The 13,296-nt window shown below is 56.1% G+C and carries 14 protein-coding genes; 9 read left to right on the top strand and 5 right to left on the bottom strand.

The window, feature by feature from the left end:
• The first annotated feature begins 79 nt into the window (after positions 1-79).
• Complete coding sequence (locus ATO67_RS13815) at positions 80-571, top strand: ester cyclase (RefSeq protein WP_067650046.1); 492 nt, start codon at positions 80-82, stop codon at positions 569-571.
• Positions 572-618: 47 nt separating this feature from the next.
• Here the strand turns inward: ATO67_RS13815 and ATO67_RS13810 are convergent, their stop codons facing one another.
• The gene (locus tag ATO67_RS13810) at positions 619-1,533 is read right to left on the bottom strand and encodes a LysR family transcriptional regulator (protein ID WP_067650043.1); all 915 of its coding nucleotides are present in this window, start codon (positions 1,531-1,533) and stop codon (positions 619-621) included.
• An 88-nt stretch (positions 1,534-1,621) separates the two neighbouring features.
• Between ATO67_RS13810 and ATO67_RS13805 the strand changes: the two genes are divergently transcribed.
• Together ATO67_RS13805 and ATO67_RS13800 are read left to right on the top strand one after the other, a co-directional pair.
• Positions 1,622-2,065: an ester cyclase gene (locus ATO67_RS13805; RefSeq protein ID WP_067650040.1), complete on the top strand. Its 444-nt coding sequence runs from the start codon at positions 1,622-1,624 to the stop codon at positions 2,063-2,065.
• A gap of 9 nt (positions 2,066-2,074) precedes the next feature.
• Positions 2,075-2,995 carry an NADP-dependent oxidoreductase gene (locus ATO67_RS13800; protein WP_067650037.1) on the top strand — a complete coding sequence of 307 codons (921 nt, stop codon included), beginning with the start codon at positions 2,075-2,077 and terminating at the stop codon, positions 2,993-2,995.
• A gap of 719 nt (positions 2,996-3,714) precedes the next feature.
• On the opposite strand, the gene ATO67_RS13790 is transcribed toward ATO67_RS13800, so the two are convergent.
• The 3 genes from ATO67_RS13790 to ATO67_RS13780 all read right to left on the bottom strand — a co-directional run bounded on the left by ATO67_RS13790 (position 3,715) and on the right by ATO67_RS13780 (position 5,378).
• Positions 3,715-3,897 (bottom strand): hypothetical protein, encoded by a 183-nt coding sequence (locus tag ATO67_RS13790; RefSeq protein ID WP_067650032.1) that lies wholly within the window; start codon positions 3,895-3,897, stop codon positions 3,715-3,717.
• A 152-nt stretch (positions 3,898-4,049) separates the two neighbouring features.
• Positions 4,050-4,358 carry a creatininase family protein gene (locus ATO67_RS23520; RefSeq protein ID WP_067650029.1) on the bottom strand — a complete coding sequence of 103 codons (309 nt, stop codon included), beginning with the start codon at positions 4,356-4,358 and terminating at the stop codon, positions 4,050-4,052.
• A gap of 138 nt (positions 4,359-4,496) precedes the next feature.
• Positions 4,497-5,378, bottom strand: coding sequence for an MBL fold metallo-hydrolase (locus ATO67_RS13780; RefSeq protein ID WP_067650027.1), 882 nt, complete (start codon positions 5,376-5,378; stop codon positions 4,497-4,499).
• Positions 5,379-5,574: 196 nt separating this feature from the next.
• Between ATO67_RS13780 and ATO67_RS13775 the strand changes: the two genes are divergently transcribed.
• Together ATO67_RS13775 and ATO67_RS13770 are read left to right on the top strand one after the other, a co-directional pair.
• Positions 5,575-6,267 carry a TetR/AcrR family transcriptional regulator gene (locus tag ATO67_RS13775; protein ID WP_158667360.1) on the top strand — a complete coding sequence of 231 codons (693 nt, stop codon included), beginning with the start codon at positions 5,575-5,577 and terminating at the stop codon, positions 6,265-6,267.
• A 461-nt stretch (positions 6,268-6,728) separates the two neighbouring features.
• Positions 6,729-8,126, top strand: coding sequence for an MFS transporter (locus tag ATO67_RS13770; protein ID WP_067650021.1), 1,398 nt, complete (start codon positions 6,729-6,731; stop codon positions 8,124-8,126).
• A 45-nt stretch (positions 8,127-8,171) separates the two neighbouring features.
• Here the strand turns inward: ATO67_RS13770 and ATO67_RS13765 are convergent, their stop codons facing one another.
• The gene (locus ATO67_RS13765) at positions 8,172-8,861 is read right to left on the bottom strand and encodes a GntR family transcriptional regulator (RefSeq protein WP_067650018.1); all 690 of its coding nucleotides are present in this window, start codon (positions 8,859-8,861) and stop codon (positions 8,172-8,174) included.
• A gap of 169 nt (positions 8,862-9,030) precedes the next feature.
• On the opposite strand from ATO67_RS13765, the gene ATO67_RS13760 reads away from it, so the two are divergent.
• From ATO67_RS13760 to ATO67_RS13745, 4 genes are read left to right on the top strand one after another with little or no spacing between them, the layout of a single operon-like run.
• Positions 9,031-9,822 carry an enoyl-CoA hydratase/isomerase family protein gene (locus ATO67_RS13760; protein WP_082760291.1) on the top strand — a complete coding sequence of 264 codons (792 nt, stop codon included), beginning with the start codon at positions 9,031-9,033 and terminating at the stop codon, positions 9,820-9,822.
• Entirely contained in the window at positions 9,815-11,383 is a 1,569-nt protein-coding gene (locus ATO67_RS13755; protein ID WP_067650015.1) for a CoA-transferase, read from the top strand. Before ATO67_RS13760 ends, ATO67_RS13755 begins: the two co-directional genes overlap by 8 nt.
• A gap of 2 nt (positions 11,384-11,385) precedes the next feature.
• Positions 11,386-12,531, top strand: coding sequence for an acyl-CoA dehydrogenase family protein (locus tag ATO67_RS13750; RefSeq protein ID WP_067650012.1), 1,146 nt, complete (start codon positions 11,386-11,388; stop codon positions 12,529-12,531).
• Positions 12,532-12,542: 11 nt separating this feature from the next.
• Positions 12,543-13,289 (top strand): electron transfer flavoprotein subunit beta/FixA family protein, encoded by a 747-nt coding sequence (locus ATO67_RS13745; protein WP_067650009.1) that lies wholly within the window; start codon positions 12,543-12,545, stop codon positions 13,287-13,289.
• Positions 13,290-13,296: the final 7 nt, after the last annotated feature.

The raw sequence follows: 13,296 nt of genomic DNA, 5'->3' as shown, positions 1-13,296 counted from the left end.
TGATCATCGCCAAACGCTCGGAAGTGTTCCCGAACACGCAACCGCGAGCAGATCCTACCTTTGCCAAAGGAACATATCCATGAGCGACATCCTGCAAACCGCCGGCCTGGTCATTGCGTTGGCAGCGCCATCTCCAGCTACACAGGGCAGTTTATCTGTCGAACAGGCGATCGAGATCGTGCGGCCTGTCTATAACGCACTCACCGCGGCGTCACCCGCAGATGTGCGCGTTCATCTTGAAAGCGGAACGACAAAGGATTGGCAGAATTGCGGTTCTACCAATGCATGCGATGACCGCGAAGCAACGATCGCGAGGTGGAGCGCCCGGATCGCCAAGGTACCGGATTTCAGCTTCGAGATCCTGGATGTTGTCACGATGGGGAACAAGGTTGTTGTTCGCAGCGAAGCTCAAGGCACACCTGTCGGCGAGTTTCTCGGCGTCGCCCAGTCGGGTCGCGCCTTCCGGATCATGACCATCGATGTCCACGAAGTCCAAGATGGTAGAGTATATCGGACATATCACGTTGAAGACTGGTCGCGCGCGTCCCGGCAACTCCGCGGCCAGGAATGAGGCGAGCTACGCCCGCGAAAGCCGTCTATCCTCCGGTAGTCGCCAGTCTAGGAGGCGGCCTTTTCAAAGAGTGACCCGATCACCTCACGCAGCCATCGCTGCGCGGGGTGAACGTCGTTGCGCCTATGCCATGCCATGTCGAACGTCGCCGTGCCAAGTTCCAATGGCGGCTTCAGAACGTGAAGCTGTTCGCGATACCCGGATGCTTCGACGACGCCCTTCATCAGCGTTGCTATCAGGTCGGACGACGCGACGAGCGGCGGCGCGGCGTACATTTGCGGGAGCGTTAACGCAAGGCGCCGCCGCAATCCCAGCTTCCCAAGCGCGGCATCGACCATCCCGAACCGCTCGTTTTCGGGGGAAACAAGCAAGTGTGACATCTGAAGAAAAGCGTCGAGCGTCAGCTCTGTGTCGGCGTGCGGATGGTCTTTGCGAACAATGCAGACGAAACCCTCCTCGAACAAACTTGCGCTCAAAATGCGACCGGCCGGGGTGTGGGGAACTCCGACGGTGAGATCTGCCTCCCCGGAATCCAGAAGCGAGATGACGGCGTCGCGGTGATCGAAGTTGCGAATTCGCAGAACGATACCCGGCGCCTCAACTCGCAGGCTGGCAAGCAGTTTTGGCAGGACGACAAACGCTGCGTGCTCGGAAAGCCCAATCGAGAGTGTGACCGTTGACTTCGAGGGGTCGAAGACCTGCGTAAACTCCAGCGTTCGCTGGATTTCCGCCAGCGCATGGCCAAGCGGTTCGGCGAGGTCAAGCGCGCGCGGCGTTGGCTGCAACCCCACTGGGCCACGGATAAACAACTCATCCTGCAAGAGAGCACGCAGACGCGATAGCGCGGCGCTCATGGCCGGCTGCGTCCGCCCGATCCGCACGCCTGCGCGCGTTACACTTCGCTCGGCCATGAGCGCATCAAAGGCAACAAGCAGGTTCAGGTCAATGCCATGTAAATCCATGTCGTGGATGTTATCGCATACCTGATATCGATTTCAACGATGAAATCGTGGAGCGTACTGTTGCTTATCGCCAACCAAGGAGTTCGCTATGAGCAACGGACAGCCATCTTACAGCGGAATAAGCACCGCAGATCTACAGACGCTTCGTACCTTCTACAAGGCGTTTGAGGGAAACCCTGATCTCCTCGACGCAAGCGTCGTTGCGGATTGGCACGACATCCCTCTTGCACCGGGCCAGGCAGCGGGCCGAAATGGATTCAAGCCCATGATCGCCGCCTTTTCGGAGGCGTTTGCTGACATCAAGATCGAGATCGTCGATGTGATCGGCGGGCCGGACAAGGCTGCCGTCCGGGCCGTCATCACTGGTCGTCACGTCGCGGATTGGTTCGGGGTCGCCCCGACCGGCCGCGAATTCTCGCTTCCGATCCATGAGTTCCACGCCTTCGAGAACGGCCGGATCACCCACACTCGGCACATGGAGGACTGGCTGGGCTGGTTTGCCCAGATGGGCGCTTGGCCGGTCAAGAACTAGGAGCTGACAATGCAACAGATCATACTCTCCGATTACGAGCAAACCCCTGCCCTGACAGACGTAGCCATCCCCGAGCCGAATCATGGCGAGGTGCTTGTGCGCGTTAAAGCGGCAGCCTTAAACCCGCTCGACGTCAAGCTTCAACTTGGTCGGGTCCACGCCTACTTCCCCCTGACCTTTCCGTCGCAGATGGGTACGGACCTCGCCGGCACAATCGAAAAGACTGGCTCCCTGACCTCACGCTGGCGGGTCGGCGATCGGGTTATGGCACGGCTCGATCCGACCAAGGGTGGCGCTTTTGCCGACTACGCCATCGTTCCCGAAGATCAGCTTGTGCTTCTTCCGCAAGATCTGAACTTCAACAGCGCAGCGGGATTGCCAACCGCTGCAGGGACTGCTTGGCAGGCTCTCGTAGAGATCGCGGATCTTAAGGCCGGCCAGACCGTCCTTGTGCATGCCGGTACCGGGGGTGTCGGAAGTGTCGCCATCCAGTTCGCCAGAGGGCTTGGCGCCCGCGTCATCGCCAGCGCGTCGGGAGACGGTGTGGAGATCGCGCGCGAACTGGGTGCCGATCAGGTCATCGACTATCGATCCGAGGATTTTGCCACCAAGGTTTCGGACATCGATGTGGTGCTGGATACCATTGGCGGGGAGACACAGCAGCGCTCCTTCGACGTGCTGCGCAGTGGCGGCAAGCTGGTTTCGACGGTCTCTCCGCCTGACCAAGCACTGGCGACGGCCCACAAGGTCGAAGGTACATTCGTGTTCCATACATCGAACGCCGGGCGGCTCTCGGATCTGGTTAAGGCGATGCGCGCAATGGGCCAATCGGTCCTGATCGATGGTGTTTTCCCCATTACCTCGTTCGCAGAAGCCTTCGGGCGCCAAGCCTCTGGCAGGGCGCGTGGCAAGATCATCATAAGTGTGTGATCCTGCTTACGGTAATATCGAGCTAGGCGGTGCTGCCGCCTGGCTCGTCCCCACCTAAAATTCAGCTCTCTCGAACGATGATCCGCGCGCGAGCAGACTATGGACCGCCAATCGCGGAGCGCGCTGGCCTATGCAGGACGGTCGAGTCGAGTGCCGGCCGAAGCCAAGCAAGTGTCAGGCGCTTCTTTGCCACCAGACGTCCGGAGCGTTAGGCTCGGTTTTGGAATCGAGACCAGCAAATTACTAAGTCCGTGCCCTTCCCCGATATCATAAGAATTGCCTGTCCGCTCGGCTCGTCGTCAGATGTATCCGCATGCCGTCAGAGCGCAAGTTGTAAAATCGGATTTTCCAGACAACCACGGGCGACAACCCTATCGAGCGGCACAATAGCCATCCGGGCTGAACGGGAACATAGTTTGACGGTAGACGAGGTTTCTGAATAAGGAAAAGGGATGCACCCAAAGCGCGTTCTTTCAAATGGCACCTTTATGGCTGGTCCGAAATATCTGATCGAGCCCCCAAGAACCGATGCGCAAGCATCAGGCAGACGTAGTCCTTTTTCGGGCGACACGTTCGTGGTGAAACCTAAAAAGCCGTTGGACGTCAGTCTGGAAACGGTTCGAACGTCCGCAGAGTTGGTTGTAGCGTCGTCTGCAAACTGAACGCGGGTCCATCGCATAATTGACTATTTCTTACATCAGCGGGATGGAATGCCCCAATTATCGACGTTTCGCCTTCACAGGCATGCTGCAGGTTTTCTGTTCTTCCAACACCTGGGCGATTTCTCTCGCCGGCCCTATGAAGTAGGCCGTCGTGTAAACAGGCATGCCCACGACCGTCGCGATCCCGGTCGCCACGACCGACAGCCCGGCCATAATGCCGCCATGGCCATTGACCAGCACGATCTTCGAAAAGCCGGCGTTTCGGACAGACGTGCGAATGTCGCCTTGCTGAGTGTAAAGGTGCCACCGAAATCCGCATGGTGGTGCGCAACACCGGTCCAGACCAGGGGTCACCACGCAAGGGAGGTCTGAATTACCAGTTGCCTAGCCGCTCATTCGCACACAGCGGCTGCAAGGACGTGGTCGGTTCCCGTTACAAGATGCGGCCCGTGTTGTTCGGTAGAACCAATCGGAACAACCACAACGGCGTGGTCCTTTGCCAAGGCGCTCAATTCCGGAGCGGTCAGCTTGCTCCAATGAATACCTCTTTGAGGATATTCCATGGCGGCCCCCCTATGAAACGACGCGAAAAAGCAGAACGATCTGCGAGAAATGACGATGATTACGACGAACAGCAGCGTCAGGAAGAGAAACGAGACCGCTCCCCATGACCAGATGATCTCTGGGTGGGCATCTGCCATACGAAAAATTTCGACGGGGCCAAAGCGGGCGTCACTGCCAGGAAACACCACAAAGGCGAGAAATTGTTCGCCAAAGCTCGTATTGCGGTAGAGATTGAGTAACTGGCATAGCTATCGAACCCGTCTGGAAGCGAGACCTCAGGCCTCGCGCCAGCGATATCCCTCGGACGTTTTCGCGATCCTTATGACGGATGTGCCAGCCAGATGAGCACCGAAGAGAACCGTTTGTGGAACGCTCGCCCACTCCAGCAAACGCAGGCGCGATTGCTGCGCTTTTTCAGGTTCAGCATCGAATATGGAGTTAACGTCTGGCCGCAGGACCTGCGCATGGTGGTGTAAGGTGTCGCCGGCAAAAAGCGCTACACCTTCTCCGGTTTCGACCGCAATAGAAGCGTGGAACGGGCTGTGGCCGGGTGTTGGAAGATAACGAATTCCGGGCAGCACCTCGCTTCCGTCAACGGAAACCATTATCGCCTGTCCAGACTCGACGACAGGGTCGACGCTGTCTGCGCGCGCCATAAAGCTGGTCCGGTGGCGGTCAATCTGATTTTCCGGCGCCGAGAAGAACCTGTATTCGTCAGCGCTAAAAATATAACGCGCGTTCGGAAAGGTGGGGCGCCAGATTTGTCCATCCCACACCGTGTTCCACCCCACGTGGTCAACATGGAGGTGAGTTAGCAGAACGACATCGACGTCTTCAGGCCTTACCCCAGCCGCTTGTAACCGCTCGAGAAAAGGCGGGGTCAGACTATCGAAGTACGGCGCATAGGGCCTGGATTTCTTCGCACCTGCTCCGGTGTCGACTAAAATGTTCTGACTACCGTCACTAATCAGCCAGCTATGGATACTAAGGCGGGCATTGCCAGCCGGAGACAAAAGCGTGGGGGGAAAAAGAGCTGGATCGACCGCTTGCTCTCCAAGCTCCGGAAACAATTTCCCGGGAGCGAAGCTTAACAGCTCTTGCTCGCTGATTTTGGTGATCGAATAGTGTCCCATCTTCTGCTGAGTTGCATATTGCATACGGGTTCCTCAAAATGAGTTCATCGGGAAACGGCAGGCGATGGACCGGCCGGTAAGCCTTATCGAACGCGCCGGAACCATATTTCGTCTCATGTCATCATTGCAAAATTAGACTGTACTGTAAAGCCAAATTTTGAAAAAGGGCTAGTGACGGCGAAAGTCCCGCTTTCTCTTGGTTTGCATTAATTCGGTTAAGATGTACTATATTGTACAATACAAGCGAGGAGAGGGTTGCCTGAGCCAAATGGATCGGAAACATCGCAAATCTGAAAATGGATCGACGCCCGCAATCATAAAGGCAGCTCGCCAGCTCTTTCTTAAAAAGGGCTACGATGGCGTCAATCTTGATACGATCGCGAAGAAGGCGAGCGTCTCTCGGCAAACGCTTTACAACATTTTCGGAAGCAAAGAGGCGATTTTCAAAGCCGTTTTAAATGACCATTGGTCGAGTATCGCAGGCCACAGCGACCTTGAAGCTGAAACCTTTCCGCCGAAGGCCTCCGCCGCGGAAGTTTTGCGTATTTTTGCCGATCGGGCACTGGCTTTCGTTGACAACCTCGAACAGGTGGATTTCACCCGATTGGTAATCGCAGAATCCCGCCACGCAGCTTGGATCGGTCACGAATTTTATAAAGTCGGCAAGGGACCGCTTCTCGCTTCTCTGACTAGCGAAATCATGCGTCTCGACGTGCAGGGATTGTTGACCTGTAACAATCCTAGTCTCGCTGCCCACCAGTTCTTCGGCCTTCTCCTCGAGATGACTTTCTGGCCCTATGTCATGTCGATCGGCGCAGCCACACGTGAGCTGCCCGATAGGGAAGAAGCTGTAGACGGTGCTGTTTTGATGTTTACAGCCCGGTATGGCGTTAAGGTGAAGCGAGACATTTGACATTACAATGTATTTTGTTCGTAGACCCCTGGCATCAACGCAAAAGCGGCCGGGCCGCGCCTTTAGCCCCATCCTTCCTTTGGTATGGTTCGCTCTATCGCGTCCTGAATGAGGCGCGGCGAGGTGATGCTTGGTCCAGAGCTGTCGGCTCCGGACAAAGTTGAAGCAATGCAATGCTGCAGCGGCGACCACCCATTTAACTTCGGCATCCCCTGAGCAAAACTTCCACGCTTGGGCGTATTATTAGGCGTCAGGCCAGTCCCGGTGCGGGAAATCCCAAACTACGAACGAGCTCATGCGAGGCAGCCCAAGTCTGGAGCGACAAACGCGTTCATCTCCCTATGAAGAAGCGATCCACTCGCGATGGATCATCGTTGGACACTTGTAAGATACTACAAATACATTATAGTTCTGGGATCCGCCCTCGGGACTCAGGGTGGCACTTCTTTGGGAGGAAAATCATGACAATTACGACGCGAAAGGCGCAGCCGACCGTGGCTGCCAGACTCGAGCGGCTACCGCTCACCGGCTACCAACGTTTCATTTTTCTAATTATCGCAACCGCCTGGCTCTTTGACTCCATGGATCTGGCGGCGATGACTTTCATGCTAGGGTCCATCAAGAGTGACCTCGGATTAACCACAGCGCAGGCCGGCTTTGTTGCAAGCGCAAGCTTTATTGGGATGTTTTTTGGCGCGTCGATCGCTGGTCTTGCAGCGGATCGATTTGGCAGAAAACCCGTCTTTCAGGTCAGCATGATCGTCTGGGGCCTTGGGAGCCTGCTCTGTGGACTGTCGTCAGGTTACAACGACCTCTTTATCTACCGAATTATCCTCGGTGTCGGCATGGGAATGGAGCTTCCGGTCGCTTTGGCAATGGTGTCCGAATTCATACCATCGCAGCAACGCGGCAAATATGCTGCAATTTTGGAGGGATTTCTTCCTGTCGGGTATGTCTTTGCCGGCATCTTGATATATTTCACATTGCCCTTGGTCTCCTGGCGAGGAGTATTCATCATTCTGGCGGTACCAGCGGCTGCGTTGCTGGTCATCCGGCGTTTCGTGCCGGAATCGCCTCGTTGGCTTGAAAGTCACGGGAGGCGAGAGGATGCAAATCGCGTGATTTCGCAAATTGAAGATCAAGTTCGCAAGCGCCTCCAGGGCGCGGAACTCCCCGCTGTTGCTGTCGACGAAATCACGGCCGACGTGGACCTCGTGTCGGGCAGGAACCTGGGAGTTCTGACAACGCTGTCCGAACTCGTGAACAAGACATATGGCAAGCGTTCGTTCATGATATGGACAGTGTGGTTCTTTACGATGGTCGGTTACTACGGGCTCTCATCCTGGCTGGGCGCGCTCCTTCAGGAATCCGGTTACGAGGTTTCGAAATCGATCATCTACACCGTCATCATGTCCGCAGCGGGCATACCAGGCTTCATCTTTGCGGCATGGTTTCTGGAATGGGCCGGGCGCAAGAAAGCGGCTGTCGTGATGCTGTTTGGATGTGCTGCCAGCGCTTACGTATATGGTCAATGTGCCTCACTGAAACTTCCTGTTGAGCAGGTCGTCCTTGCGGGCGCTGCGATGCAGTTTTTCTTCTTCGGCATGTGGTGCATCATCTACGCCTATACACCGGAACTTTATCCGACGAGAACGCGCGCGACCGGAGCGGGGGTCGCGTCCTCGGTCGGTCGGCTCGGCTCTATCATTGGTCCGCTGGGGATAGGCGTTCTTTTGCCTGTGATAGGCCAGGGCGGCATTTTCATTGGAGGAGCCATTTGCTTCGTCGTTGCGGCTCTGACCATCTGGATCATGGGAATTGAGACTAAGGGTCTTTCCCTAGAGCAAATCTCCCAATAGGTCGCGCGGCGGCGGCGTCCAGCCGCCGCCAATTGCTTTGGCGAGTTATCGCTTCAACACGCCCACACTCTTGTAGAAGAGTTTGTGCGTGAACTCTTCCACGACGTTCATGAGGCTTGTCGCGATCGCTAGGGCCTCATCTTCCTTTTCCTCAGCGATCGCGCGAGCGCGCGCTGCGTGAAGTCGGCCGACGACCTCAAGGTTGCGCAGCTCAGGATAGAACTTGAAATAGAACCGCCTCGAAAGCGCTAAGAGCGGCGAAATCGCTTTTTCCGCAAACGGATTTCCAGCCAGCCGAGCAACGGTTCGGTTCACGTCGAAAAGGTGGCGGAGATACGAGTGGACATCGGATATACCAGCCGTTTCCATAGCCTCGGCCATTTCTTTAAGAGCCACCCGCTCTTCATACGAAGCTCTTCGCGTGGCGCGGCGAGTTATGAAGAGCTCGAGTTCCCGGCGAAGCTCAATAACTAGTAGTTGTTGTTGTAGGTCGATTTCCGCCACCATCACGCCGTGCTTGGGTATAATTCGCAGAAGCGAGTCACTTTGGAGCCGCTTAACCGCCTCGCGCACCGGGGTTCTGCCGATCAAGATCAACTCTCCCAAACTTTCCTCGCTCCATTTGCTTCCCGGTGGCAACTCAAGCGTGACAATCAACTCCTCAAGCTTGCGATGAGCAGATTCCGCTTGGGATTCTACCGGATCTTGCGCACCAGGTTCAGATTTTTGCGGCATCTGCCCTCCAAATTATTGGCAGCGGCACCGTCCGGCCCGCGCTAAAACCTACGTAGCACGTTACAAAGCTGTTGACTGTATCCTAGTAGGATACTACAAACATTTTACAAATTGCGTTTCTCCGAGAAACGCGTCTTTCCATGTGATGCAGCGAACAAGGATCAAAGATATGGAAGTCCATCTGTGGAAGGGAAACGAGTCTGTTGAGGTTGGGATCGAAGGAACCGTCGGCACAATCACCCTACAGCGGCCTTTCCGAAGAAACTCAATGGACCAAAATCTGGTCGAAGGAGTTCGTAAGTCATTGCTGTGCTTCGCCGACGATCAAAAGATTTCCGCGCTCGTTCTTCGGGGTGCAGAGCCAGGATTCTGCGCGGGAAGCGATCTGAAATATATCAGCGAGATGGACATTCGCCAGATCAGTCGATTCGAACAGGAATGCGGCGACCTCGGGCGTCTGATCGGCTTCATTGACAAGCCTGTAATCGCTGCGGTGGAGGGCTTCGCCATTGGTGGTGGGTTTACGCTCGCCACATGTTGCGATCTCGTCGTATCGAGTACCGATGCAAAATGGAGCCTTCCAGAAGTTCCGATCGGTTGGCTGACACCGTGGGGTATCAGCTCGATTATTAACCGCGTCGGCTTGGTGGAGGCACGCAGACTTTGCTTTGGCCTAGACTCGCTCGACGGCAACGAAGCACGACGACTGGGCCTGGTTGACTACGTAACCGATCCCGGGAAAACGACCGAGTATGCGACCGCCCTGGCGCGGCGCATCGGCGAGCTTCCTGGACCCGCGGTCAAGGCGACCAAAAGGTTCTTCTCTACCTACGCGATGGAGAAATCCGAGACGATGGACTTCGAGGCCAATCGACTGTTTTGTGAGAATGCAACTTCGAGCGATGCCCAAAAGACATTCGATCGCTTCCGCCAGCCCAAACAGGCTCGACACGATGTCTGAGATTGTCGATCTGGACCGAGCTTTGTCAGTCATCCGTGATGGTGATACTGTAGGCTCTGTCGGTGTTATTGGATGGCTAGTTCCGGATCACTTGCTTGAGGGTATTGCTCACAATTTCCTCACCAAAAACGGCCCCGGCAATCTTACCTTTTATTTCCCGGTTGGCGTCGGTGATGCTCTTGAGATCAAGGGGATGGACCACGTAGCCGTCCCAGGGCTGCTGAAGCGTGTGATTGGCGGGAACTTCATCAATCCGCTCAACCCCCGAACGGGTCGTCGCGCGGAAATGATGCGAATGATCATTGAGAACGAGGTGGAAGCCTACGCATGGCCGATCGGTGCTACGATGCACTGGCTTCGCGAAGTTGCTCGACGCGGCCCCGGATATCTCACTGAAGTGGGCCTCGGTTCTTTTATCGACCCCCGCCAAGAAGGCGGCAAGATGAACTCGCGCACGAAAGACAATCTCGTTCAGCTGCGGGAATTCGACGGAAAGGAATACCTTTTCTATCCGACGTTCCCGTTGAACGTCGCCCTCCTGCGCGCAAGCTTCGCAGATGAGCTCGGCAATCTGTCTCTTTGCAATGAACCGCTCCAATCCGCCACCCTTGCCCTGGCCCTCGCAGTGAAAGCCTCCGGCGGCAAAGTGATTGCTCAAGTGAGCGAGATTGTGCCGGCCGGCCTGATGCCGGCGGCGAACATGAATATTCCTGCGGCCCTTGTCGACTACATCGTCGTTGCACAAGGGCAAATGACAACAGATGTCGACTTCGATGCTCGCTATCTCGGTGGCTCCTTCGATCCTTCGAGCTTCAGCGCTCTATACCCCGCGGGTATCGACAAGGTGATTGCGAGACGAGCAGCACATGAGTTGAAGGAGGGCGAGGTCTCCATTTTCGGTTTTGGCGCGGCGACCAATATCCCTCTAGTTCTCGCTGACGGAGGCAAGTTTAATGACGGCGGCATCCGCCGCTATCGCCATACGACCGAACACGGCGTATTTGGCGGGATCGTGATGAGCGGATGGCAGTTTTCCGCCAATCTTTATCCCGAGGCGCTAATAGATGGCCCTTCTCAGTTCGACTTCATCGACGGCGGCGGCTGTGCGTTTGCCGCCCTGTCGTTTGCGCAACTTGACCAGGTCGGGAATATCAATGTCAGCAAATTCTCCGGCTTTAGCCCCGGATCTGGCGGCTTCATAGATATAGCAACTAACGCAAAACGGCTCGTTTTTGTGGGGACGCTAACCACTTCGGGACTTGATGTCTTGGTTTCTGACGCGGGCATCGAGATTCGCAAAGAAGGACGGATCAAAAAGTTCGTCCAGAAAGTCGACCAAATCACCTATCCGCTCTCCCGAGGCATCTCAGAACGGGGCCAGGAAGCGACCATCATTACAGAGCGGGCCGTATTTAAGCTCTACGGCCAAACGCTCGTCCTCACGGAGATCGCTCCAGGTGCGGACCTCAATCGGGACATCATCGATCAGATCGATTTCGCGTTCGACGTTGCGCATGACTTGCGTCCGATGGACGCCGAACTCTTTCAATTGGGAGGCTAACTATGTCACTACTTGACTTAACCGATGACGAACGACTGCTCAAAGAGGCGGTCGAGGATTTCGCCGAGACCGCTCTCCGCGAACAGATTCGCGACTTCGTTCGCAAGCACGAATTTCCAACAAATCTCGTAAAGCAGTTCTTCTCGCTGGGTTTTATGGGTACCGCCTATGACCCGGCATATGATGGGTCAGGTCTCGGCGCAAAAGGAGCAGCTATCGTCGCCGAAGCCCTTGCACGCGTAGAACCGGGCTTCGCCGCAATTTTCCTTTGCAACAGCGCGCCAATGACGGTGATATCGCGGTTTGGATCGCACGAGCAAAAGCAGAAATGGCTGGCTCCGCTCTGCCGTGGTGAAATGATTGCTTCCTTTGGTGTCACAGAACCGAGCGGCGGGTCGGACGTCGCGAGCATTAAATTGAAAGCCACCGAAGATGGCGATCACTTCATCCTCAACGGCTCTAAGATTTTCTCCACCAATGCTGGAACCCCCCTGCATGGCCTCTCGACCGTCGTCGCCGTCACAGATCCCGAGCGCGGTCCGAAAGGGCTATCGACCTTCATCGTCCCGGTGGGAACGCCAGGTTTTTCGGTCGGCAAGCCGGGCGCAAAAATTGGCTGGAGGATTGCCGACTCGGTCGAACTCTTCTTTGACAACTGCCGAGTTTCAAAAGACCAGATTGTCGGGAACAGAGGCGACGGCCTAAAGCAGATCTTAACAACACTCAGCATCGGTCGCATCCTTGTTGCCGCCACAGGTCTGGGACTGTCCCGAAAGGCGATGGATCTCGCGAAGAACTACGGAGCTGAGCGACGGGTCGGTGGGAAACCGATCTTTGAGAACCAGGGCCTAACTTTTCCGATTGCAGACGTTTTGACCAAAATACACGCTGGGGAGCTGATGGTTCGGCATTCGGCGTCACTCTCTGATGACAATCAGCAATTTCGAACCGAGACGTCCATGACCAAGCTCTTCTGCTCCGAGCTTGCATCGGAAGCAGCAGATGTCGCGCTTCAGGTGCACGGCGGATACGGCATTTTCGAGGAATTCGAAGTCTCCGGTTTGCTTGGCGAGGCGAAGGTACTTCAGATAGTCGAGGGTACCAGCGAGATTCAGCGTCTAATAATCGCTCGTGAACTTGCCGAGTAGGAGAAAAGACGGTGCGTATACTTGTCCCAATCAAGCGGGTGATTGATTACAATGTGAAGATCCGCGTCAAGCCTGACGGCACGGGAGTTGAACTCGCCAACGTCAAGATGTCGATGAACCCGTTCGATGAGATCTCGGTGGAAGAGGCGCTTCGCCTTAAGGAGGCCGGAAAGGCAGAGGAAGTGGTTGTCGTGTCGATCGGCCCGGTTAAGGCCGAAGAGACGCTGCGCACCGCGCTCGCCATGGGTGCCGACCGCGCCATCCTCATCGAGACCGACGATGCTCTCGAGCCACTCACCATTGCCAAGATCCTAAAGGGCGTCGCCGATGTCGAACAGCCGGGTCTCGTGATTGTCGGCAAGCAGGCGATCGATGACGACAGCAACCAGACAGGCCAGATGCTGGCGGCCCTGCTTGGCGCCGCCCAGGCGACCTTCGCCTCGAAGATCGAGATCGGCGACGGCAAGGCAACCGTGACCCGCGAAGTCGATGGCGGCCTGCAGACGATCGACGTCAAGCTTCCAGCTGTTGTTACCACCGATCTACGTCTCAACGAGCCGCGCTATGCGTCGCTTCCGAACATCATGAAGGCAAAGAAGAAGCCGCTCGACAAGAAGACGCTTGCCGACTTCGGCGTCTCCAGCACCCCGCGCCTCAAGGTAATGAACACCGAGGAGCCATCCGGCCGCAAGGCCGGCGTAAAGGTCGCCTCGGTCGCCGAGCTTGTCGACAACCTCAAGATCTCTGGCGTCCTCTAAGGTTCGA

Source organism: Agrobacterium bohemicum (genome assembly GCF_001562555.1).
Taxonomy (GTDB): Bacteria; Pseudomonadota; Alphaproteobacteria; order Rhizobiales; family Rhizobiaceae; genus Agrobacterium; species Agrobacterium bohemicum.
Note: the sequence above shows the minus strand (reverse complement) of the source record. Positions and strands in the feature narration are given on the sequence as shown.